At 66.0% G+C, this 22141-nt stretch carries 24 protein-coding genes and 1 pseudogene; 18 read left to right on the top strand and 7 right to left on the bottom strand.

The window, feature by feature from the left end; all coding sequences use genetic code 11:
• Positions 1 to 9: 9 nt before the first annotated feature.
• The 4 genes from trpC to AC27KI_RS02000 all read right to left on the bottom strand — a co-directional run bounded on the left by trpC (position 10) and on the right by AC27KI_RS02000 (position 3184).
• Positions 10 to 810, bottom strand: coding sequence for an indole-3-glycerol phosphate synthase TrpC (gene trpC / locus AC27KI_RS02015; RefSeq protein WP_487089802.1), 801 nt, complete (start codon positions 808 to 810; stop codon positions 10 to 12).
• Positions 811 to 897: 87 nt separating this feature from the next.
• The gene (trpD, locus tag AC27KI_RS02010; RefSeq protein ID WP_487089801.1) at positions 898 to 1932 is read right to left on the bottom strand and encodes an anthranilate phosphoribosyltransferase; all 1035 of its coding nucleotides are present in this window, start codon (positions 1930 to 1932) and stop codon (positions 898 to 900) included.
• 20 nt (positions 1933 to 1952) lie between these two features.
• Positions 1953 to 2618: a LysE family translocator gene (locus tag AC27KI_RS02005; RefSeq protein ID WP_487089800.1), complete on the bottom strand. Its 666-nt coding sequence runs from the start codon at positions 2616 to 2618 to the stop codon at positions 1953 to 1955.
• Complete coding sequence (locus AC27KI_RS02000) at positions 2615 to 3184, bottom strand: aminodeoxychorismate/anthranilate synthase component II (RefSeq protein ID WP_284394222.1); 570 nt, start codon at positions 3182 to 3184, stop codon at positions 2615 to 2617. The genes AC27KI_RS02005 and AC27KI_RS02000 overlap by 4 nt, the downstream gene beginning before the upstream one ends.
• 712 nt (positions 3185 to 3896) lie before the next feature.
• Between AC27KI_RS02000 and AC27KI_RS01995 the strand changes: the two genes are divergently transcribed.
• The 5 genes from AC27KI_RS01995 (at position 3897) to AC27KI_RS01975 (ending at position 9955) form a co-directional block, all read left to right on the top strand.
• Entirely contained in the window at positions 3897 to 5354 is a 1458-nt protein-coding gene (locus tag AC27KI_RS01995) for a hypothetical protein (protein ID WP_487112301.1), read from the top strand.
• Between the two features lie 41 nt (positions 5355 to 5395).
• Entirely contained in the window at positions 5396 to 5776 is a 381-nt protein-coding gene (locus AC27KI_RS01990; RefSeq protein WP_272565598.1) for an HrpB1 family type III secretion system apparatus protein, read from the top strand.
• 10 nt (positions 5777 to 5786) lie between these two features.
• On the top strand, positions 5787 to 6299 hold the full coding sequence (locus AC27KI_RS01985) for a GNAT family N-acetyltransferase (protein ID WP_284431045.1): 513 nt from the start codon (positions 5787 to 5789) through the stop codon (positions 6297 to 6299).
• Positions 6281 to 7060, top strand: a complete 780-nt coding sequence (locus AC27KI_RS01980; protein ID WP_284431044.1) for a hypothetical protein — start codon at positions 6281 to 6283, stop codon at positions 7058 to 7060. Before AC27KI_RS01985 ends, AC27KI_RS01980 begins: the two co-directional genes overlap by 19 nt.
• A gap of 1008 nt (positions 7061 to 8068) precedes the next feature.
• Positions 8069 to 9955, top strand: a complete 1887-nt coding sequence (locus tag AC27KI_RS01975) for a hypothetical protein (protein ID WP_487112299.1) — start codon at positions 8069 to 8071, stop codon at positions 9953 to 9955.
• Between the two features lie 21 nt (positions 9956 to 9976).
• On the opposite strand, the gene AC27KI_RS01970 is transcribed toward AC27KI_RS01975, so the two are convergent.
• Genes AC27KI_RS01970 through AC27KI_RS01960 form a run of 3 tightly spaced genes read right to left on the bottom strand, consistent with a single transcriptional unit; the run spans position 9977 to position 12370 of the window.
• Complete coding sequence (locus tag AC27KI_RS01970; RefSeq protein WP_487089559.1) at positions 9977 to 10855, bottom strand: lytic transglycosylase domain-containing protein; 879 nt, start codon at positions 10853 to 10855, stop codon at positions 9977 to 9979.
• The gene (locus tag AC27KI_RS01965; protein WP_487112297.1) at positions 10855 to 11883 is read right to left on the bottom strand and encodes a methyltransferase regulatory domain-containing protein; all 1029 of its coding nucleotides are present in this window, start codon (positions 11881 to 11883) and stop codon (positions 10855 to 10857) included. Before AC27KI_RS01965 ends, AC27KI_RS01970 begins: the two co-directional genes overlap by 1 nt.
• Complete coding sequence (locus tag AC27KI_RS01960; protein WP_487112295.1) at positions 11783 to 12370, bottom strand: class I SAM-dependent methyltransferase; 588 nt, start codon at positions 12368 to 12370, stop codon at positions 11783 to 11785. Before AC27KI_RS01960 ends, AC27KI_RS01965 begins: the two co-directional genes overlap by 101 nt.
• A gap of 125 nt (positions 12371 to 12495) precedes the next feature.
• Between AC27KI_RS01960 and AC27KI_RS01955 the strand changes: the two are divergent.
• The 13 genes and pseudogenes from AC27KI_RS01955 to sctN all read left to right on the top strand — a co-directional run.
• Positions 12496 to 13389 (top strand): annotated as a pseudogene (locus tag AC27KI_RS01955) (hypothetical protein); the annotation flags it as partial.
• Positions 13390 to 13600: 211 nt separating this feature from the next.
• Positions 13601 to 14623, top strand: a complete 1023-nt coding sequence (gene sctC / locus AC27KI_RS01950; protein ID WP_487089557.1) for a type III secretion system outer membrane ring subunit SctC — start codon at positions 13601 to 13603, stop codon at positions 14621 to 14623.
• Entirely contained in the window at positions 14620 to 15612 is a 993-nt protein-coding gene (locus tag AC27KI_RS01945; protein WP_487089556.1) for an HrpD5 family protein, read from the top strand. The genes sctC and AC27KI_RS01945 overlap by 4 nt, the downstream gene beginning before the upstream one ends.
• A 26-nt stretch (positions 15613 to 15638) precedes the next feature.
• Complete coding sequence (locus AC27KI_RS01940; protein WP_487089555.1) at positions 15639 to 15902, top strand: hypothetical protein; 264 nt, start codon at positions 15639 to 15641, stop codon at positions 15900 to 15902.
• A gap of 18 nt (positions 15903 to 15920) precedes the next feature.
• Complete coding sequence (locus AC27KI_RS01935; RefSeq protein WP_487089554.1) at positions 15921 to 16346, top strand: hypothetical protein; 426 nt, start codon at positions 15921 to 15923, stop codon at positions 16344 to 16346.
• A gap of 104 nt (positions 16347 to 16450) precedes the next feature.
• Positions 16451 to 16657, top strand: a complete 207-nt coding sequence (locus AC27KI_RS01930; RefSeq protein ID WP_487089553.1) for a hypothetical protein — start codon at positions 16451 to 16453, stop codon at positions 16655 to 16657.
• A 171-nt stretch (positions 16658 to 16828) separates the two neighbouring features.
• Complete coding sequence (locus AC27KI_RS01925; RefSeq protein WP_487089552.1) at positions 16829 to 17029, top strand: hypothetical protein; 201 nt, start codon at positions 16829 to 16831, stop codon at positions 17027 to 17029.
• A 216-nt stretch (positions 17030 to 17245) separates the two neighbouring features.
• Positions 17246 to 17722, top strand: coding sequence for an HrpB1 family type III secretion system apparatus protein (locus AC27KI_RS01920; protein ID WP_487112293.1), 477 nt, complete (start codon positions 17246 to 17248; stop codon positions 17720 to 17722).
• 25 nt (positions 17723 to 17747) lie between these two features.
• Entirely contained in the window at positions 17748 to 18131 is a 384-nt protein-coding gene (locus AC27KI_RS01915) for a type III secretion protein (RefSeq protein ID WP_487089550.1), read from the top strand.
• A 24-nt stretch (positions 18132 to 18155) separates the two neighbouring features.
• Positions 18156 to 19040 carry a type III secretion system inner membrane ring lipoprotein SctJ gene (gene sctJ, locus AC27KI_RS01910; RefSeq protein ID WP_487112291.1) on the top strand — a complete coding sequence of 295 codons (885 nt, stop codon included), beginning with the start codon at positions 18156 to 18158 and terminating at the stop codon, positions 19038 to 19040.
• The gene (locus AC27KI_RS01905; protein ID WP_284406598.1) at positions 19037 to 19660 is read left to right on the top strand and encodes a type III secretion protein HrpB4; all 624 of its coding nucleotides are present in this window, start codon (positions 19037 to 19039) and stop codon (positions 19658 to 19660) included. The genes sctJ and AC27KI_RS01905 overlap by 4 nt, the downstream gene beginning before the upstream one ends.
• Positions 19654 to 20808, top strand: coding sequence for a type III secretion system stator protein SctL (sctL, locus tag AC27KI_RS01900; RefSeq protein WP_487112289.1), 1155 nt, complete (start codon positions 19654 to 19656; stop codon positions 20806 to 20808). Before AC27KI_RS01905 ends, sctL begins: the two co-directional genes overlap by 7 nt.
• Complete coding sequence (gene sctN, locus AC27KI_RS01895; protein ID WP_284406600.1) at positions 20801 to 22123, top strand: type III secretion system ATPase SctN; 1323 nt, start codon at positions 20801 to 20803, stop codon at positions 22121 to 22123. The genes sctL and sctN overlap by 8 nt, the downstream gene beginning before the upstream one ends.
• The last annotated feature ends 18 nt before the right edge of the window (positions 22124 to 22141 follow it).

The raw sequence follows: 22141 nt of genomic DNA, 5'->3' as shown, positions 1-22141 counted from the left end.
AAACCGGTGTCAGGCGAACAGCTTGGCCAGGGCCTCGCCGGGTTCCGGCGCCCGCATGAAGGCCTCGCCGACCAGGAAGGCGTTCACGCCCGCATCGCGCATCTGCCGCACGTCGGCGGGCGAGAGAATGCCCGACTCGGTCACCAGCAGGCGGTCGGCCGGCACGTTCTTTTGCAGCGCCAGGGTGGTCGAGAGCGACACCTCGAAGGTCCGTAGATTGCGGTTGTTGATGCCCACCAGCGGCGTGCGCAGGCGCAGCGCCCGGTCCAGCTCGGCGCCGTCGTGCACCTCCACCAGCACTGCCATGTCCAGGCTGCGGGCGATGGCCTCGAAATCGGCCATCTGCGCATCGTCCAGGCAGGCCGCGATCAGCAGGATGGCATCGGCGCCCATGGCCCGCGATTCATAGATCTGGTAGGCGTCCACCATGAAATCCTTGCGCAGCACCGGCAGCTGGCAGCTGGCGCGCGCCTGCTTCAGGTAGTCGGGCTGGCCCTGGAAGAATTGCCGGTCGGTCAGCACCGACAGGCACGCCGCGCTCACCTTGCCGTCTCCCTCGGCATAGCTCTGGGCGATGTCGGCGGGAATGAAATCCGCGCGCAGCACGCCCTTGGACGGGCTGGCCTTCTTGACCTCGGCGATCACCGCCGCCTGGCCCTTGGCTATTTTTGCGCGCAGCGCCCCTTCGAAGTCGCGCGTGAGCACGCGGCTTTCCGCATCCGCGCGAATGGCGGCCAGGGACGCTTTCTTTTGCGCTGCCGCGATTTCCTCGCGCTTGACGGCAATGATCTTGTTCAGGATGTCACTCATGTCGAAAACCTTCTCCGGCTCCTAGAGCCTCTTTTGTATCGATGGACGACCGCGGCGGGCACCCGACCCTCCGCAATAGGGCCCCCCTCAGTCCGCCGCCAGCGCATGGGTGCGCGCGACGAGTTGCTCCAGCTTGGCGAGGGCGGCTCCGCTGGCAATGGCGGCGCGGGCGCGGACGATGCCGTCCGCGATCGAGTCGGCCACATTGGCGGCATACAGCGCCGCGCCGGCATTCAGGCAGACGATGTCCTGGGCCGGGCCGGGCTGGCCGCGCAGTACGCCCAGCAGCACCTCGCGCGACTGCTCGGGGGTGTCCACCTTCAGGGTCCGGTTGCTGGCCATGGCCAGGCCGAAGTCCTCGGGGTGGATTTCGTACTCGGTGATCTCGCCCTTTTTCAGCTCGCCCACCAACGTGGCCGCGCCCAGGCTGACCTCGTCCATGCCGTCGCGGCCATAGACCACCACGGCGTGCTCGGCGCCCAGCCGCTGCAGCGCGCGCACCTGGATGCCCACCAGGTCGGGGTGGAACACCCCCATGAGGATGTTGGGCGCGCCCGCCGGGTTGGTGAGCGGCCCGAGGATGTTGAACAGCGTGCGCACGCCCATTTCCTTGCGCACCGGCGCCACGTTCTTCATGGCGGGGTGGTGGTTGGGCGCGAACATGAAGCCGATGCCGACCTCGGCGATGCAGCGCGCGATGGCCTCGGGCGGCAGGTTGATGTGCACGCCCAGCGACTCCATCACGTCGGCGCTGCCGCTCTTGCTGGAGACGCCGCGCCCGCCGTGCTTGGCGGTCTTGGCGCCGGCAGCGGCGGCCACGAACATCGCGCAGGTGGAGATGTTGAAGGTGTTGGCGCCATCGCCGCCCGTGCCCACGATGTCCACCATGTGCGTGGTGTCCGGCACGTGGACCTTGTTGGAGAACTCGCGCATGACCTGCGCGGCGGCGGCGATCTCGCCGATGGTTTCCTTCTTGACGCGCAGGCCGGTCACGATGGCCGCCGTCATCACGGGCGACAGTTCGCCGCGCATGATGAGGCGCATCAGGTGCAGCATCTCGTCGTGGAAGATTTCGCGGTGCTCGATGGTGCGCTGCAGCGCTTCCTGGGGGGTAATGGACATTCCGTTTCCTCGAATGAAACTCAGGCGCCGGGACGCTCGGAGAGCGCAAGCCGGATGCCGAAACCGATGAACATCGCACCGGCCACGCGGTCCAGCCAATGCATGCCTCGCTGGATCGCACCCTGGCGGCGGGCCATCCACGCCGCCGCCAGCGCCCAGCCGGCGTTGACCGGAATGGCGTTGATGTTGAACAGCACGCCCAGCAGCACGAAGGCCCAGGCCTTGTTCTCGGTGCCCGGTGCGATGAACTGGGGCACGAAGGCCAGAAAGAAGATGGCCACCTTGGGGTTGAGCACGTTGGTCCAGAACCCGCCCAGGAACACCTTCTTCAGCGAAGCTGGCGCCGAGGGCGCGGCGCGCGCGGCGGCCAGATCGGCGCCATCGGCCGCGCCGGCAGGGGCCCTGGCCCACAGCATGCGAACGCCCATCCACAGCAGGTAGGCGGCCCCCACCCATTTGAGTGCCGTGAAGGCCGTGGCCGACGCGGCCAGCAACGCCCCCACGCCCACGGCCGCCGCGACGATGTGCACGAAGCACCCGGCCGTGATCCCGAAGCCCGCGACGAGCCCGGCGCGCACGCCGGATTTCAGCGCGTTCGTGACGATGTAGAGCACGTCCGGCCCGGGCGTGAGGTTGAGCAGCCATCCGGCCGCGATGAACAGGAGCAGCTGGTGCGTCTCGATCATGGCCGCGCCTGCAGGAAGTTGCGCAGCATGGCGTGGCCGTGCTCGGTGAGGATGCTTTCCGGGTGGAACTGCACGCCCTCGATGTCCAGCGTCTTGTGGCGCACGCCCATGATCTCGCCGTCGTCGGTCCAGGCCGTCACCTCCAGCACGTCCGGGCAGGTGGCCCGCTCGATGGACAGCGAGTGGTAGCGGTTCACCGTGAACTGCTCGGGCAGGCCGGCGAACACGCCTTGCTGGGTGGTGGTGATCACGCTGGTCTTGCCGTGCATCAGTTCCTGGGCCCGCACGATGGTGCCGCCGAATGCCGCCCCGATGGCCTGGTGGCCCAGGCACACCCCCAGGATGGGCAGCTTGCCGGCGAAGTGGTGGATGGCGGCCACCGAGATGCCGGCTTCGGCCGGCGAGCACGGCCCGGGAGAGATGACGAGCCGGTCGGGCGCCCGTGCGGCGATGCCCTCCAGCGTGATCTCGTCGTTGCGGTACACCTCGACCTCGGCACCCAGCTCTCCGAAGTACTGGACGATGTTGTAGGTGAAGCTGTCGTAGTTGTCGACCATCAGCAGCATGGCTTTGACCTCTTGAATGCTTGGGGTGCCGGGCCCGGCCCCCGTTGGGAAATGCACTCCCGTCACACGGCGCGGCCCGGTCCGGGCGCGTCCGCGGCTGCCGAGGCAGCGGAGGGAGACTTTTTTGGGATGCGCGCCCGCGCGGCGCACCAGGGGTGTCAGTTCGCAGGCTTGCGCCAACGAAGGGGGAAGGGTGCCGCCAGGCAAGGACGCGGATGAGGCATGGCGGCGATTATCACCTGCCTGCCCACCCCGCAGTGCAAAGGACGGATTCGCGGGGCGCCGGCCCCTGCGACGCCTCGCAGGCGCCCCAACGAGCCCTGCGGCGCGCCGCTCTCCCGCGCCACGCCGGAGCCCGCCGCACTTCGCATGGCCGCAATCCGCATCGCATACAGAGCGTTTACATACGCTTGCCACGCGGAAAGTCGGAACCTCCGCGTTGGGTCCTGCAACCGCCCCCTTTCCGTTCCGAAAAGGCCGATTGCCGTCCAGTGCATTTCTTCATCAACTGCAAGGGGTCAATCCATGGGTGCGATAAAAAAACGCGTTCAAATCAATCGCGAAGGGCATTGAAAAGGCTGTTCAGGGCGTAGGGCAGATTGCCAAAGGCCTGGCCACGCTCGATCTGAAAGGGGCGGCGGCCGGTCTCAAGAAGCTGGGAGAGGCGGGCGGAGACATCGCCCGCGGCGCCATCAACCTCACGCCGGCCGCATTGGCGGCCAATACCTTACTGGACGGGGCGCTCGACAAGGTGCTCAAGAAGGTGCAGAGCGTCGCCCAGAAGGTGGTGGACACCGCCGTGGACAGCGTCGAGGGCGGCCTCACGAGCATCAAGAAGGGCGCCGTGGGCCTGGCCAAGGGCATTGCCAAAGGCAACCTGTCTCAGGCCCTGAACGGCATCAAGGACCTGGCGCTGGGCGCCATGGAAACCGCCTCCAATTTCGGGCCCGGCGGCATCGCCAAGAACGTGGCGCGCCTGGCGGTGGACTCCACCATCGACTTGGCCACGCAGGAGGTCACCAAGGCCGCGTCCAAGGTGCTGGACCCCAACGGCACATCGCTGCTGGGTGGCCTGGCGGTGGACACGATCGGCGCGGCCACCAGCGGCGGCCTGAGTTCCTCGCGCGCGGGCCGTTTCGCCGATGGCGAGAGTTTCCGCAAGGGCGCCAATGACCTGCCCGACACCCGCTCGCCCGGCCTGCGCCAGGACGGAGACGACCTGTCCGGCACGCGCCTGACGACCAACCGCCAGGGCGTGGACGAGCTGTGCGACACGCCTCCGACGGGCTTCCGCCAGGGCGCGCGAGACGCTGCCGAAACCGCGGCCCGCGATGCGGTCGACACGGTCGTCCAGAGCACCATCGACAAGCTGATGCTCAGCCTGCAGCAGACGCTGGACCCCAACAACGACTCGAACGCGGTCGGCACCGGCACGAACCTGGTCGGCGGTGCGTTGCAGGACGCCGCCAGCACGGCCGTGCAGACCCGCGGCCGCCGCGGCGCGGATGGCTCGCGCCAGGCCCAGGGCCCGGACGAAGTGCCGCCGCAGACCCGCCGCGAGGCCGTCAAGGAATCGGTGCAGAACTCGGTGCACAACGCCGTCGACATGGCCATCCAGGCCGCTGTGCAAGCCGCCCTGTACACGCTGCTGCCCAAGCTGGGGCTCGACCAGAACAGCGCGCTGGCAGCGCTCGGCCAGGGCGTGCTCGAGGACACGCTGTCCAACGTGAGCAGCCCGCGCAACGCGACGGGCCTGAAGTCGGGCAGCCGCCAGGTGGCCTCGGACCTCAAGCAAGGCCTGCAGAACTCCATCCAGGAAAAGCTGCTCGGCGTGGCGGACCAGGCCATCCAGGGCATCGTCGATCAGGTCATGGCCAAGGGCCTGCAGGGCCTGCAACCGACGGGCGGCGCATCGTCGCCGAGCGCTGGCGGCGTGGGCAGCCAGCTGGGCTCGGACCTGCGTGCCGGCATCCAGGACCGCATCCAGTCCGTGGTGAAGGACGTGATCAGCGGCGTGATGCAGTCGGTGATCGACACCGCCAACCAGGGGGTGGCCGCGGGCCTGTCCCTCGGCAAGGGCCTGCCGCAACTGCCACAGCTGCCCCAGCTGCCCGCCAGCACCACCGAAACCCGCGTGTCGATCGACATGCACATGCACATCCGCGCCTGACGCGGACGCTTCTTCCTCCATTCTTTTGAAAGGCAATGACCATGGACGACTCCAATGTTCACGAAGATCCCATCGCCGCCTTGGCCGTCTCCCTGGTCAACGCCATCCGCGAGAACCAGCTGGACGAAGCGGAAACCATGCTGGAGGAGCTGAATGCGCTCAGCCCGGACACCGAGGAGTACCTGATCTTTCCGGTGCTCATCGCGATCCAGCGGGGCTACACGCAAGAGGCCCTTCAGTACCTGAACACGCTGGGCGAGGACACCGCCCCGGAACTCAAGGCCCTGTGCCTGAACATCCTGGGCGACCCGACCTGGCACTACCACGCACAAAGCTGCCTGGAAAGCGGCGACGAGCACGTGCGCAAATCCATGCGCGAACTGCTCCAGCTGGAGCCCGAGATCGCTGGCGATCTCGCATAGGGCCGCCGCCATGCTGAAGCTCACTCCCCAGGCCGACCTGGGCGTGTTCTACGACGCGGATTCAGCCCGCTACGCGGCGGGCTGCGCCCAGGACTACACGCAGACGGTCACCCGCGACGCCTTCGCCGCGTTCTACGCCGAATGCCCATCCATCGGCTTCGAGTCCGATGGCGCGCCGATCGGCGGCATCCTGTTCGATGGAGAACAGGCCCACATCGCGGTGCTGCCGCGTTACCACGGCCTCTGGGCCCTGCTGCTCAAGCCGGCGCTGCAGTGGCTGTTTTCGCTGAAAGCCGAGATTCTGGTCGCGGTGGAGAACGACAACCACCGCTGCCTGCGCTTCATGGAGCGCCATGGCTGGCAGCGGATCGAAGCCCGCGGCGACGACATCATCTACCGCATCACGCCGCAGGGCGGCCTGCGCAAGACCGAGTACCCGCGCCCCCACCGCAATGGCGCGCCAGCCGCGCGCGCGGCGGGTCCCGCCTTCTTCGGAGCATCGCCATGCCTTCACCCTCAATGAGCGCCGCCGACAGGCAGCCGCCCCAGGCCTGGGGCGCTGGAGCGCACCGGATCGTTCCCCATGACGGCGCGGGCGTTCGCCTGCGGCTCGTGTCCATGGTCCAGCCTCCCATTCTTCTGGATGACGGATTCCCCCGCTCTTCCGGGCTCTGGGTGTCCAGCAACCTGTTGCTGCCCGGTTGCGAAAGCGCTTTGACGCAGCGGCACATGGCCGTGCAGGGCCTGCTGGTGCGGCTGGAGGCGCTGGCAGGCCAGGAGGGGCGGGAATTGAACCGCACCCTTCGCCTGTTCTCGGACAACCGGCTTTCGCAGGTGCACGCCAACAGCGCGGACTTCGAGCGCCTGAGCGCTCCCAGCGGCCTGTCGGGCCCAGCCGTGCCCCCCGTCTGCGGCGACGCGATCGCGTGCATCGACGAAGAGCGCGAATGGCTGCTGGTCGACGCCCAGAAAGGCTTTCACCCCGGAGGCATGGCCCCTTCAGCCGCGCTGATCGCCTCGATCGTGCGGCTGGCAGAGGTGCCGGTGCATGCACGCCGCCGGCTGGTGGACGCTGGCGACCCCGCGGGCACGATCGAGGCGGCCAGGCCCCTGGTGCTCGAAGCCGCGCGCGCCCTGGTGCAGCAAGGGCTGGGCGACACGAAGGTCCAGCTGTCGGCGCAGGCCATCGCATTGGCCGAGCATCTGAGCCCGGCCCACCTGATCCAGTGGCTGCTCACCGATGCGGCGCTGCCGTTTCGCGACCAGGCCCTGCCCACCACCTGACCCTGGTGGCCCGGCACCCACCGCAGGGGTCCGGGCCCCGTGGCAGGCCTGCTGCAGGCCGCATCCGATCCACGCGGCACCGCTGTCGACGCAGTGATTTTCGGGGTCGCGAAGCACAACGTTTTCCCATTCATTCCGTCTCGAACTCCGAGACACCTTTCTCAACCCTGGCAGGGAGCGTGGCCGCAAGCGGTCGCCTCCGTTGTCCAACGAAGGCGGCGTCCATGAACACCACGGTCAACGGCTACACAGCCTCTCTCAGCATCACCATCGGGCGCTCCCAGCCCGGCAAGACGGCGGGCAACACGGCCGCGCAGACCAAGGAGGCCGCGGCAGCCCTGGCGAAATACATGCACCAGAACGGCATCGAAACGCAGACGCCGAATGGGCTCTACGGGCTGGCCCGCAACACCTCGGGCCAAACGCCCGAGGACGTCTCGGAAGCGGCGAATTTCATGCTGACCCACCCGGATGTCTACGCGCTGCTGGACCCTTCCGGCGGTGACGGTACCGCGGACGTCTCCAGTTTCGACTTCGCGGCGCGCGGCGGCTACGACGCGCAACTGCAGGACAGCACGCCAGAGAGCGCGGTCCCCATGAACGAGCAGGCCGCCTCCGGCGCCATCGCGGCCTTCATGCGGCAAAACCATGTGCCCTCCATCGACCCCAACACGCTTTTCCAACTGGCCAAACGGCCCAACAGCGACACCTCGCCCACCGTCTCGGCGGCGGCGAAGTTCATGCTCCAGAACCCCGAGTCCTATCGCCAGATCGAGACGAACGACGGGGGCGCAGCCGACGGCCTGTCGGAATCGGACGACTTCGAGGCGGCCGCACAGGGCGCCCTTTCAGGGCTTTCGTCGCCCCAGCCCACCGGCGGCTCCACGCTGCAGCCCCCTGGCCGACCCGGAGCGTGTGGCGCCGGTGGCACCCCGCGCCCAGCAACGGTCCGCCCCTGCCGAGCCGCCCATGGACGCGCGGGATGCCTCCCGCATCCTGGCGGATCACATGCTCCAGGGGAACGCGTCGCCGCTGGCACGCCTGTTCAAGCCCCAGGCGATGACGCCCGAGCGGCTGTATCAGCTGGCCGAGGGCGGAAAAGCCTCGCCCGAGGTGGCGGCGGCTGCGGAATTCATGCTCCAGAACCCCGATGTCTACCGCGCGATTGAGACCCATGACGTCCCTGGCGCGGACGGCAAATCCGGCATCGGCAACCTGCTGGCGGCCGCGCGGGGCGAGGTCCCCGGCGTGGGCGGCCAGGCCTCCAGCGCCCGGGGCGGCGTCCTGCAACTGCTGCGGCAATTGCTGGCGCAGCTCCAGGGCCAGGGCGGTCAGCCGCAGCCGGCGCAGGCCCAGCCGATGAACGGCCAGAGCGCGGCACGCGTCCTGGCCGACCACATGGTGCAGGAAGCCGGTGGCGCGCTCCACCTCTTCGGCAAGCGCTTTCTGCCCAAGACCCAGCCCATGACCCCGGACCGCCTGTACCAGCTGAGCCAGGGACAGGGCCAGGTGGCCGAAGCCGCGAAGTACATGCTCCAGCACCCCGACACCTACCGCGCGATCGAAACGCGCGACGTGCCCGGTGCCGACGGCAAGTCCGGCCTGGGCAACCTGCTGGCCGCCGCCCGCGGCGAGATCCCTGCCGTGAAGGGCGCAACGGACTCCCTGGACAGCCTGCAAAAGCTGCTGCAGCAACTGCTGAAGCTGCTGAAGGCGCACGCGGAGCCAAGCCCACCGCTGGATGGCCAGAGCGCGGCACGCGTCCTGGCTAACCACATGGTGCAGGAAGCCGGTGGCGCGCTCCACCTCTTCGGCAAGCGCTTTCTGCCCAAGACCCAGCCCATGACGCCGGACCGCCTGTACCAGCTGAGCCAGGGACAGGGCCAGGTGGCCGAAGCCGCGAAGTACATGCTCCAGCACCCCGACACCTACCGCGCGATCGAAACGCGCGACGTGCCCGGTGCCGACGGCAAGTCCGGCCTGGGCAACCTGCTGGCCGCCGCCCGCGGCGAGATCCCCGGTGTTCCGGGCCGGGCCGGCGGTTCCGCACAGGCCCTCCTGCCACTGCTCCAACTGCTGGTGCAATTGCTCAAGGCCACCTCGAACACCCGGCCGCCACTGGATGGCCAGAGCGCTGCGCACACCCTGGCCGATCTGCTGCTGCAGGAAGGCGGCGCGATGACGCCCGACCGCCTTTACCAGCTGAGCCAGGGCCAAGGCGAGGTCGCCGACGCCGCGAAGTTCATGCTCAAGAACCCCGACGTCTACCGTGCCATCGAGACGCACGACGTGCCAGGCGCCGACGGCAAGTCCGGCCTGGGCAACCTGTTGGCGGCCGCGCGCGGCGAGATCCCTGGCGTCGAAGGCGGCTCGGCGCAACGCACCGCAGGCGCGAGCCGCTCCGTGCTTGATGCGCTGCTGCAACTCCTGCAGTTGCTCACGGGCCAGGGGACCGCGCAGTCCAACGGCGCTTCACGGCCCACCCGGCCCGTGCAGCCATCGCCGCTGGACGGGCAAGGCGCCGCGCGCATCCTGGCCGATCACATGCTGGAATGCCACTCCGGACTGCTGGCGAAGGCCTTCGGCGGCAAGGACATGACACCGGACCGCCTCTACCAGCTCGCCGAGAGCGGCAAGGCACCGCCCCAAGTGGCGGCAGCCGCGAAGTTCATGCTCCAGAACCCCGACACCTACAAGGCCATCGAAACCCACGATGTGCCTGGCGCGGATGGCAGATCGGGTGTCGGCAATCTGCTGGCCGCGCGCGCGGCGAAGTGCCTGGCGTGGGTGGCACGCCGGCTTCGAGCGCCGGCATTCTCCAGTTGCTGGCCCAGGTGCTTCAGGGCCTTCAGTCCCGTGAGCAGCAGCGCATCGTGCAGATCGAGCTGCGGGTGAGCGTGAGCGTCCAGGTCTCCGTCAAGGCCTGACCGACCCCTCGAAGACGCAATGGGGACGATGGCCTGGGCAATGCCCCAGGCCATCGTCCTTTTTTCTTGCCCGCCGCTGCCGAGCGAACGAAAAAAAAGGGCCGGCGATCATGTCGCGGCCCTCGTGGAAATCAGGGAAATCAGCGGGTGGCGGGATACCTGTCCAGCACCTTGCGCACGTAATCCTGCGTCTCGCGAAAGGGGGAATCTTGTAGCCGTGCCGCACGACCGCCCCCTCGCCCGCGTTGTAAGCAGCCAGGACCAGTTCAGTCTGGCCACTGAACTTGTCGGCCAGAAAGCGCAGATAGCGCACCCCGGTCTCGACATTGACGGCGGGCTTGAACAGGTCGGCGGAGGACGGGGCGCCAAAGCGCGCGGCGGTGGCCGGCATCAGCTGCATCAAGCCCAGCGCGCCCTTGGGAGACCGTGCGTTGGGCGCGTAGGCCGACTCCACCTCGATCACGGCCTGGACCAGGTGCGGGTCGATGGCATGGCGGGTGGCGGCCGACTCGATCACTGGCCACAGCGCTTCGTGGCGCCAACGGGGCGTCACCATCGCCGTGGGCCAGACCGCGCCGGACGGCACGGCACCAGCAGTGCGTGGGGCACGGATCACGCGCACGCTCGCCACGGCGGCCGCGCTGGCCACGGGATCGTCCGCGTCTGCCGGGTCGGCCGGCGGGTCGGGCAGCTCGACCGCCCGGCATTGCCCCACGATGGCCGGGTAGCGCTTGGCGATGTCGAACGCCACGCGCACCGGATCGGACTCCGGCCCCTTCACCCAGCAGTCGTAGGCGATGAGTGCGTTGGCGCCACACGCCTGCAGCGCCGCCGCTGCCACCAGCGCGTGACGCTGCCAGCGCACCATCACAACAGCCCCAGGTGGCGCAGCACCGGGGCACGGCTGGCAAAGAAGCGGCCGGCGCTGTGCGCCAGCTGCTGGGCCGGCACCTGGCCATCGCCATCGCCTTCGAACCGGGGCCGCATGGCGAGAACCATGTCGTCTACAGTCAACGCGCCCTGGTAGGCCGCGCGAATCTGCGCCAGGGCAATCGTTGACCAGCCCATGGCCCGGCCACTTGCACTGCAGGAAAGGTAATGCAGGCCATCGTCGGCAGGGCGTTGCATGACAGCCGTATTGAACCGGCGTACCGAATCCCGTGCACTGTCTCGCAATGCCACAGGCAGCGCCGGATGCACCTGGCCTTCGTCCTCCAGCAGCAGCAGCGCATCCACGATGTAGTCCGCATCCAGTTGTTCGAGTCCAGGCTGGAGCGACAGCTCTCGGGCAGTCGCAGGACCTTCGGCTAACACATCCAGCAGACGACACGTGGTGGGAGCATCCATGTACATCGTGGTCGCCTCGACCAGTGGGCCCGTTTTGCCCTCGCTTCGCGCAGTCGACAATATCCAGGCCCTGTCTTTACGAAATTGGTCGGCTTGTTCCACACTCGCGAGCGGGGCTCCACGGGTGTAGAGGTCCCACCGGAAAGACTTGTTCAGAACGAAGTCGCGCATCGTCTCGCGCAGTACCGGGTCGCCAACTGAACTCAGCAGGTCTCGCGTGGGTTGGGAAAGGATTGCGTTGTCCACCTGTTCAGACAACAAGGCAGGCGCTGCGAATTCCAGGCCGATATCCGCCATCTCATTGGCAACTTGGTGGAAATGCATGGGGTGCCAATCCGGATTGAAATACTCATGCGCGGCGTAGTGTGGATCGAGGCTCCGCAAGCCGCCCAAACGCGCTCGCACCGAGAGGTCCTGCTCGAAATACGTCGGATTCACACGCGCGAAGTCATCCAGAAAATCGAGGGTCTGTGACAGGCGCTCGACCGGCGTTGCACCGACAGGCACTTGACGCAAACCATGCAAGTTGACCAGTTCCCGCAATGGCATCTGGGCAGCCCAGCCGGGCAGCGCGTTGTAGCTGACATAAAACACCCCCCCCCGGGCGCAAGCGTTCTGCGATGAACCGCACCACCATCTTGCGTACCGTCGGCGATATCCAAGAATACACGCCGTGCATGGAGATGATGTCCATGGGGGGCAGATCACGATCAAGTAGTTTTTCGAAGGAATCTTCAAAAACCTCTACGTTCGTCAAGCCTGCATCCTTGGCCAATTGGCTCGCATAGCTGACATGCTGGCGATTGAAATCGTTGCCGTAAAAGCGCATGTGTGGAAAGCACGCGGCATGCGCGACCAACGGCAAGCCAAAACCCATTCCCAATTCAAAGCAGTTGAGAGGGGCCGACAGATCGGGCCCGCACACACCGCGCGACTCCAGAGCCACGCTCATCTGTGCAGGGGAAAGGACGCGGTAATAGCCACGCGTATAGGGTTCGCTGCGCAAGTCAAGTACGGCAGGCTGAGATGATTTCATCGGTCTTCTCCTTTGGGAATTGAGGCGGTGCCAGGGAACATGCAAATCCGCTTTTCGCGAAGGCACGAACAACTGCGCCCATTGCAGCCGCATCGGGCGGCAACGCTGACTCAATAGTCGAAACGATGACCGGAAAGGCGAAGCACAAGCCTCACAACCGCTGTAAGCGCCATGTCGATCACTTCGGGAAGAAATTGGGCAAGGACTCCAGAGCCCTTGGCACGCAGCCTTCGCACCACTGTCCGTCTGTTCGCCTTCACGGGCGCACCGGTGGGCTCCCCCACCTACTCTTCGCTTGCCAGCCCAACGAACCGGAGTACGCGTTGAAATCCACCGCCCCCATCCCACGCAAGCCATCCGCCTTCTCGGCCTGCGGCATGGGCGCCGTTCACTGCGACACCCTCGCCGCTGTGCTGCTCGCCCTGTCCCTCACCGGGGCCGCCTTTGCGCAACCCTCGCCGAGCTACATGAAAATGTCTCAGCAGCTAGGCAGCCTGTCTGGCCTCGCTTACGCCACAGGCCCATTCACCGCCTTGACGCCGGCACGCACCCAAAGCGATGCCTCCGTGTCCACCCGGCCAGTGGCCATGCCATCCGCCCGGGCGACTCCGCTGTCTGCCGCGCTCACTCTGCCCATGCCGCCCAGCACCTCGGAAATGGCTCCCTGGGAGACAGGCCGCTTCGTCTATCGGGCGGAGAACAAGCGGATCTCGGACGTGCTGCAGGACTTCGCTGCCAGTCGGGGAACCCCTGCCATCGTGGCTGACGGCGTGGAAGGCGTGGTGAATGCCAACTTCGATCTCAAGCCACGGGAATTCCTGGACAGCGTCTCACGCGCCTACAACTTGCTGTGGTACCACGACGGCTCGGCGCTGTACTTCTACCCGGGCCGCGCCTTGCAAAGCCGGATGTTCCGGCTCAAGGGCTTCAACCGCGAACAAGTGGCCGAACTGCTGCAGTCGTTCGACCTGGGTGACAAGCGGTACCCCATCCGCTTCAACGAAGTCAACAGCACACTGTATGCGTCCGGCCCGCCACGCCACCTAGAACTCGTAAGTTCCGCACTAGAGGCGCTCGACGCGGGCGTGACGGACAACAACGCCCGCACTGTCCGTGTGTTTGGGCTGCAGTTCGCTTCTGCAGGCGACCGGGCCGTTGGCAATGCCACCGTGCCAGGCGTAGCAACCATGCTTCGCAAGTTGTATGGTGAACGCGAAAAAGACACCCCCAATGCCACCCCGCTGGCACGCCTCATGGACAAGGACGGAGACACCACGCGAAAAAAAGCTCGGTGCTTACATCCCCCTGCCTTCGGCCAACCAGTTCCTGCCACCGCTGCCGCGCGCCACCAACCAGGACGCCAGCACGCCGGCCTCCGAACTGCGGCCGCTGACGCCCCCCGCGAAGAACCCCGAAGAAGACAACCAGCCGCGCTTCGAGGCCGACGAGGGCACGAACTCGGTCGTGGTTTTCGGGCGTGCCGACCGCATGGCGGAGTTCGAGACCCTGATCCGCCGGCTCGACCAGAAACCCCAGCTCGTCGAACTGGAGGCCACCATCATCGAGGTCAACTCCGATAGCGTGGATGCGCTGGGCGTGAACTGGACCTTGCGGGGCAGCGACACCAACATCAGCATGAACCTGTCCAACAGCCTCATGCCTGCCGCGGCGCTGGGCACGATCGTGGCCGACGCGGGCCGCCATCTGCTGGCCCGCGTGAACGCCCTGCAGGGCGAGGGCAAGGCCCGCGTGCTGTCCAAGCCGTCCGTCATGGGCGTCGCCAACCGGACCGCGGTCATGCGCGAAAAACGCGTGGCCACCGTGCGGGTGGCCGGCAATCTGGAAGCCAACCTGTTCCAGATCGAGGCCGGCACACTGCTGGAGATGACGCCGCAGGTCACCCGCATGGACGGCAGCAACAACATCAAGCTCACGCTCTACATCGAAGACGGAGCGTTCGAGACGAACGTGGTGGACCAGGTCCCCATCGTGAAGAAAACCGAGATCCGCACCGAAGCCCATGTGCGCGAGGGCGAGAGCCTGCTCATCGGGGGCATCACCGTGGAGTCGGAGCAGTCCCAGAACAACGCCGTTCCCGGGCTTTCCAAGCTGCCGCTCGTGGGCGGGGCATTTCGCAACAACGAGCGCCAGACGCAGCGCACCGAGCGGCTTTTCCTCATCACGCCGCGCCTTCTCAACAACGGCTCGCCCGCCGCCCCTGTCGCCTTTTTGAACGAGGTTCGCAAGCCATGAAGCAGCTTCGCATACTGACCGGCCAGCATGCCGGCGCACAGATAAATTTGACCTCAACGCGCTACCTGATCAGCGCGGAAGACGCAGCAGATATCCAGCTCACCGACTGGACCTCGGATGCGATGTTGATCGAAGCAGGAGAGGACGGAATGATTCAGTTCGCGCTGTCGCCACAAGGCTCTGCACCGGCATGGCTTCCCATGGAGGACTTCATTCCTCATCGCATGGGTGACATCGTGCTGTCCACCGGACCCAGCAACGCCACCTGGCCCGCCAGCGTCGATCTGATCGCCCGTCTCAGCCAGGTCCCCGTGGTCGTTCCCCAGCGCCGCAAGGTGTCGCCGGTGGTGCTTTCGGCAGTGGTGGGAACCGCGCTCATGACCGCGGCGCTGAGCGCGGCCGTCGCGCCGTTGACCCCCTCCAAGAAGGATCGCCCCGCCACCGACGCCGTCGCCCGTGAGGCGGTGCCCAAGGAGCCGCTCCTGGTGCGGGTTCAGCGCGCTCTGGCGACGGCCCCGGTCTCCGGTCTGGAGGTGATGGCCCAGGCGGATGGCGTCGTCGTGCGCGGCCTGCTGGCCGAAGCCTCGGATGCCGATACGGTACGCCAGTTGCTGGCACCCTTCAAGTCAGAACGCATCGTGCACGCGTATGCGACGAGCACCGAAGTGGAGCAAAGCATCGCCGACGCGATTGCACGCCCGGGACTCCGTGTCCACCACCTGGGCGAAGGGCGCTTCAACGTCACCGGCGACACACATAACCTGTCGGCGCTCAAGGACAGCGCCACGCGCATCGCGTCCGACCTGGCACCGCTGGTCAAGCGGATCGACGTGAGCGCAGCAGAACTGCCCCCTGCAGGCGTCAAGCGCATGAGCGCGCTGATGAACACCGGGGACCTGCAGTACGTACAGACACGCGACGGCGTGAAGCACCTCTCGCCGCCGAATGCAGAGAGCCTGGCCGCCAACGACTGGTCGGTTTCCCGTTAACCCCTCACCCAACGAACGCCAACACCATGACTGCTTCCAACGAATCCATCATCTTCAGCGACCTCGCCAATCTGGACCAGGCGCTCACCGAGGACAAGAGTGGCGACCGTGCGCGGGCCATGATCCGCTACTTCGCCGAGATCGCAGATGAGAGCAGCGCGATGTTGAAAGCGACTCAGGTGGATGCGGAACGCCAGCTCGTCTCGCAACTGATCCAGGCGTTCTACGCGTCGCAGCGCGTGATCCAGCGGATCTGGGAAACCCTGCACGGCACCACCCTGGCCGTCTGAGACACAAGGAGCCCCTCCATGCTGGTCCTCGAAGCACCCACCGCGGCCAAGAGCGCATATCCGGTGATCTACCGCAACCTCATGACCGTGGGCTTGCTGGGCACGATCTACCGGGTGGGCGAAGACGCGCAAACCATCCACTCCACCGTCGAGATGACGCTCGAAGACACCCACGGCTACTCGCTGTACCGCACCGTTGCCATGGCGATGGCCGGCCAGCTGGGCGAAGCGCGGGAGGCCCTCGCAGCGCGAATCGAGGAAGAACCTCAGAACGGCGAGAACAAGATCGCCATGGCCGTCGCGATGCTCTTTGGCGGCGACCGGGGCTGGCGCTACTGGATCGACAACGTGCTGGCCACCCACGCAGACCAGGAGGTGCGCGAAGCCGCCTTCGGGGTGCTGAAGTACGTGGGCCAGCAGGACCGAAGGGTGGCCCTTCATTAACAGAATTGGCATGCCGGCATCCCGCCGACATGCCTCAACGAATGAAGGTCACGCGGTGTGGCCTTCAGTAACGCGGAATCTTCCGCATATTTAGGAGCTTAGACATGACGACTCGTACCAACGGCGCTGACGGCAAGACCAATGACCTGATTCGTGAAATGAATCAACAGCAAGAAAATCAAAATGCCCTGACGAAGGCGCAAATCAAGAACCAAGAGAAACAAGCAGAGAACAACGTGCGATCGTCCATGGCGGAAGCGTACGGCAAGAACGCGAAGGGCAATGCCGAAAAACTGGCAGGACAAGCATAAAAACGCGCCGCGCCGCGCCGTATCGGCCATCTGCCAACGGCGCAGCGCCGCCTCTGCCTCTGACCTAATTGTGGCGAGCAGGTTCTATATCTCAACTCGATCTGATCAGTGCTTTGCGGTCACCATGACACGGCGCGCAACTCGTGTCGATTTAATTTTACGGAGTAAAAAATGATTTCTGCACCAGATGGTAAGACGCAAGCGCTGATAGCCGATCTGAATCGGCAGCAGAAAATTCAAGATGACTTGACCGACGTGCAAGTCAGAGAAAGTTTGAAAAAAGGCAGGAGCACTTTGGTGTCTTGCGTTGCCGAAACATTTCAAAAACACTCTAAAAGCATTACCGAAAAGCTGGCACAAAGCGCGAACTAATAGCACCGGCCTTTACGGATAAAAATCCAACCTCCATGGACTTCGAACATCCTCCATTCAAGGCTGCAGGCGATGGCCCAGTTACCACAACGATCGTGGTCATTTTGGCTTGCGCTTCATACTTCGTATTAATGAACGCTGAGGCGGACCATGCACCGAAGTTGGTGCAAGGATGCACGCGGCTCCATGCCACCCACACCTTAGAAGGAGTACTCCATGAACCCGAAATTTGAGCGCAAGGAATTTGTCTCCGCTTTAATCAAACTGGTCTATCAGGTCATTGACAAAGACATGCCGGACGAAGCATCGGACCTCTTGGCCGGAATTCGCATACTGCGGCCAAAACTTGCGGAACTCGACATCACCGCCGGTTGGATCGCCTTCCGCCGCGGTGCTTATCGTGAATGCATCCAACTGGTACGCGGCCTCGAAAACCATCCCACGGAATGGGATTCAGCAAAAGGCATGATTGCCAACTGCCAATTCCTGCTCCGCGACAGCGGATGGATGATTACCCTGAACGAGTTGGAGCAAGGAAGTGCCAGCCCCTTCGCACTCCAATTGGTAAGTGGGCTGATCAAAAACAGAGACAGGGCTTCCGGAAACTTTCAGGGCACCGCCGAAGCACAGGGCCCTGACGAAACCGCGAGTGTGTCTAACTTCCAGATGCCTTTCATGTTCATGCGCGCCTGATCCATTCATTCCTGGAGAATTCACCATGGCCCCCATTGGCAGCATTAGCGAGGCATCCAGTTCCCTGATCTTTGAACAGGCATCTGCCCCCACGATGAACATGAGCGCCCTCGCGGAAAAATTCGCCAGCATGATGAAGGACGCGCCACCACCGTCTTCCGTGGAAGTCGAAGGCCCTTCCACACTGGGCAAGATGTTGATCAATCAGGACGAGTCCATGCGCAAGGGAATGCAGGACACTGCAGCACTCATGCAGGCAACCATCGAACAGCCCCCCGGGGTAGACCTGACACCGTACCAAGTCACGCTCATGTACCAGTTCGCCGGCACCCACTTCCAGGTCCAGGCGATGAGCAGCCTTGCGCAAACCGCCAAGAACGGCCTGCAGACGCTCATGCGCAACCAATAAACCCCTTTCAGCGAAGCATCCATCATGGCGCCATCCCTCTGCTCCCGCGCGGCGACCTATCGCCAGTTCGCGCGCCGCGCGCTGATCCCGCTGCTACTGCTGCTGGCCCTCACCGGCTGCAAGACGGACCTCTACACCAAGCAGACGGAGACCGATGCCAACGACATGGTGGCCGCCCTGCTGGAAAGCGGCGTGCAGGTGAGCAAGGCCACCACGGATGCCGGCAAGACCTGGAATGTGCAGGTCGACCAGGACGATGTGGTGCGCTCGCTGACCGTGTTGAGGTCCTATGGCCTGCCCCGCGAGCGCCACGTCACGCTCGGCGAGATGTTCAAGAAGGAAGGCCTCATCTCCACGCCGACCGAGGAGCGGGTGCGCTTCATCTATGGTGTGGCCCAGCAGCTGGAGGCCACGCTGTCGCAGATCGACGGCGTCGTCACCGCACGGGTGCACATCGTGCTGCCCAACAACGACCCCTTGGCATCCTCGGTCAAGCCGGCCAGCGCCTCGGTCTTCATCAAGTACCGCGAGAGCGCCAACCTGGCAGGGCTGGTCGCCGGCATCAAGAACATGGTGGCACGCAGCGTCGAAGGGCTGGCCTATGAGAACGTGACCGTCACACTCGTGCCAGGCATGCCTCTGAGCCCTGCCGTGCTGAAGGAAGAGTCCAACAACAGCCTGTGGATCGGCCTGGCCGCCTTGCTGTTCGTCCTTGCCGCGGCGGGTGGATGGCTGGCCTGGAAGCGCCCCGCCTGGCTGCCAGCGCCGCTGCGGCGCAAGGAAGCCAGCGCATCGCAGCCTGCCGTGGAGGCCGCCCAAACCCACCCCCGCGCCGGCCACGGCGCCCGCGGGAGCCTCGGCATGACCCCCCTCCCCGACACGGCCGATGGCCTGGGGCGGCGGCCATGAGCCGGGCCAGCCAACTTGCCTCGCTGGCGCAGGCGCTCCAGTTGCGGCTCGAAGCCCTGCACGAAGGCATGGACCCGAGCTGGCGCGCCCCGCTCGGCCTGGCGCAATCCGCCCAGGACTGGGACCAGGGTGCCGTGGGACAGCGCATGTCCATTGCGCTGTATGAACGCAGCTGTGGCCCCCTGCCTCCCCTGCCCTCCCTGGAGCACCCTGCCAGCCGGCTTGCGCTGATGGACCGGACAAAGATGCTGTCGCGATTGTGCGCTCTCGCCCTGATGGGCCGGCCCGGTGTGTTGCGCTGCTGCGTCGAGCGCACGTCGCGGGCCGCGCTGCAGCAATGCCTGGGGCCGGCCTACGGGGCCCTGCGAGGCCTTCAGGAAGGCACACCCGTGCCCAGTGAAGTCGCATCGTGGACACCCCTCGCATGGGCCTGGGTCGGTTACCGCGAACTGGTGCGGGAAGGCGTGTGGCCCGACCGGGGATTGCGCCGGCTGGCCCGATTGTCTCTGCCCCTGTCGCGGCAGGACGAGCCCCGCGCCCGGCATGTGCCGGCGGCACTCAGCCCGGCCCATGCCCGCCTGGAGCGGCTGGAATCGCTGTTCGAAGGCACACCATGCTGATCTGGTCCAACCCGAACCGCGCCCAGCTGCGCACCGACACCGGCATCCTCCGGGCCCATGAAATCCCCACGGTGACCGGCGTACTGGGGCTGCTGGAGAGCGTCCGGGATGAATGCGCCGCCATCCGCGAGGAAGCCCGGGCCCAGGCTCAACGCACCGCCGACGAAGCCGAACAGTCGGCCCAGGCCCTGTTGCAGCAGGCGCGGCAAGAGGCCGAAGCCCTGGTGGACGAGGCACGGCGCGAGGCGGCTGCCGAGCGAGAGCTGGGCTATGCCCACGGCGAGTGCGAAGCCGCCGCGCGGTGGCATGGCCGCTTCGCGCAGCTCAAGGCCACGCATGAAGCCGCCTGGCACGCCATGGACACCCAACTGGCCGGCGTGGTCGCGCTGGCCGTCGAGCGCATCGTGCAATCCGAATCGCGCGAAGCCCTGTTCCAGCGCGCCCTGTGGACCGTGAAGGATGCGCTGCGCCAGGCAGGAACGGCCAGCCTGCGCGTTCATCCGGACGAGGCCGAAGCGGCACGCACCGCCATCGCCTCGGCCGTGCGTGGGCCGAACGAGCCCGAGGTGCGCGTCGAGACCGATGCATCGCTCGCGCTGGGCTCCTGCATCTTCGAGTCCGACATCGGCCGGCTCGACACCAGCCTCGGTGTGCAGCTCGCTGGCGTGCGCTCTGCACTGGAGCGGGCCACCCGGTTGGCGATGGCCAATGCTTCGCAGGAAGCCAGCACGCCGCCAGACCCCGAAGAGATCGAGATGGAACCTTTGCATGAGGTCCAGCTGACGTCCGCCCACGAAGCCACGGAGTGGCTGGAGGCGGACGAAGCCGAAGCCGAAGCCGAAGCCGAAGCCGAAGCCGAAGCCGAAGCCGAGGAAGCGGAAGCGGAAGCGGAAGCGGAAGCGGAAGCGGAGGAGCCTCTCGTAGCCGAGGACCCGCTGGACACCGAAGAGTCGGTGCCCGAGCAAACCCTGGCATCCGTTGCACCGCCTCTGGCCCAGAGGGCAGACGACTCGCCCAACTGGTTCTCATCCGCCAAGCCGTTGCACAACGACGACGATGCGGTGGACTGGCTCGAAACCCTGGACCCGATGAGCGGGACTGCCGGCGACGGCGATGACGATGACGACGAGGAAAAGCACCATGCTTGAAGTCTCCGGACTGCCCCAATGGATGGAGCAGGAAATTGCCTCCGCGACCATCGTTCGCCGCAGTGGCAAGGTCGTCGAGGTGATCGGCACCTTGATGCGCGTGACCGGCCTGGACGCCAAGCTCGGCGAGCTGTGCCATGTGCTCGATGAAAGCGGTGGCCTGCTGCAGGCCGCCGAAGTGATCGGCTTTGCCAACGGCCAGAGCATCCTGTCACCGTTCGGATCGATCCTCGGCGTGCGGGGCGGCTCGGCGGTGGTCGGCCTGGGCGAGGTGCTGTCCGTCCCTGTGGGACCCAAGCTGCTGGGCCGGGTGATCGACAGCCTGGGCCAGCCCATCGATGGCAAGGGTCCGCTCGATTGCCTTGAGCGGCGCCCGGTGTTCGCCCTTCCGCCCACGCCGATGGAGCGGGAAATGATCGAGCACCCCTTGCCCACCGGCGTGAAGGCCATCGATGCCCTGCTCACCCTGGGCGAAGGCCAGCGCATGGGCATCTTCGCGCCGGCGGGGGTTGGCAAGAGCACGTTGATGGGCATGCTGGCACGTGGCACGGAGTGCGACATCAGCGTGATCGCGCTCATCGGCGAGCGGGGCCGCGAAGTGCGCGAATTCGTCGAGTTCATTCTGGGTGAAGAAGGCATGGCGCGGTCCGTGGTGGTGTGCGCCACCTCCGATCGGTCGTCCAGCGAACGCGCCAAAGCAGCCCATGTGGCCACCGCCGTGGCCGAGTACTACCGGGACCAGGGCTTGAAGGTACTGCTCATGATGGACTCGCTCACGCGCTTCGCCCGCGCGCAGCGGGAAATCGGCCTGGCTGCGGGCGAGCCCCCTGCGCGGCGCGGCTTCCCGCCCTCGGTGTTCGCCGAGATCCCCCGCCTGCTGGAGCGGGCCGGCATGGGTGCGGTGGGCTCGATCACGGCGCTGTACACCATCCTTTACGAGGACGAGAGCGGTGGCGACCCGATCTCCGAAGAAGTGCGAGGCATTCTGGACGGCCACATGATCCTGTCACGCAAGATCGCGGCCCGCAACCAGTACCCGGCCATCGACGTGCTGGGCAGCCTGAGCCGCGTGATGTCGCAGATCGTGCCCAAGGACCATCAGCAGGCTGGGGGGCACTTTCGCCGCCTCATGGCGAAATACGACGAGATCGAACCGCTGGTGCAGATGGGGGAATACAAGCCCGGCAACGATGCGCTCGCGGACGAGGCCATGCAGAAAATGCCCCAGATCCTGGATTTCCTGAACCAGGCCACATCGGATCTCTGGGATTTCGACCGATCGGTGGGCACCTTGGCACACGTGGCCAACGGCTGACCCCACGGCCCGCCAGCC

The sequence above is a fragment of the Acidovorax sp. KPB24-03 genome (assembly GCF_057546605.1).
This window is presented reverse-complemented; position numbering and strand designations above follow the sequence as displayed.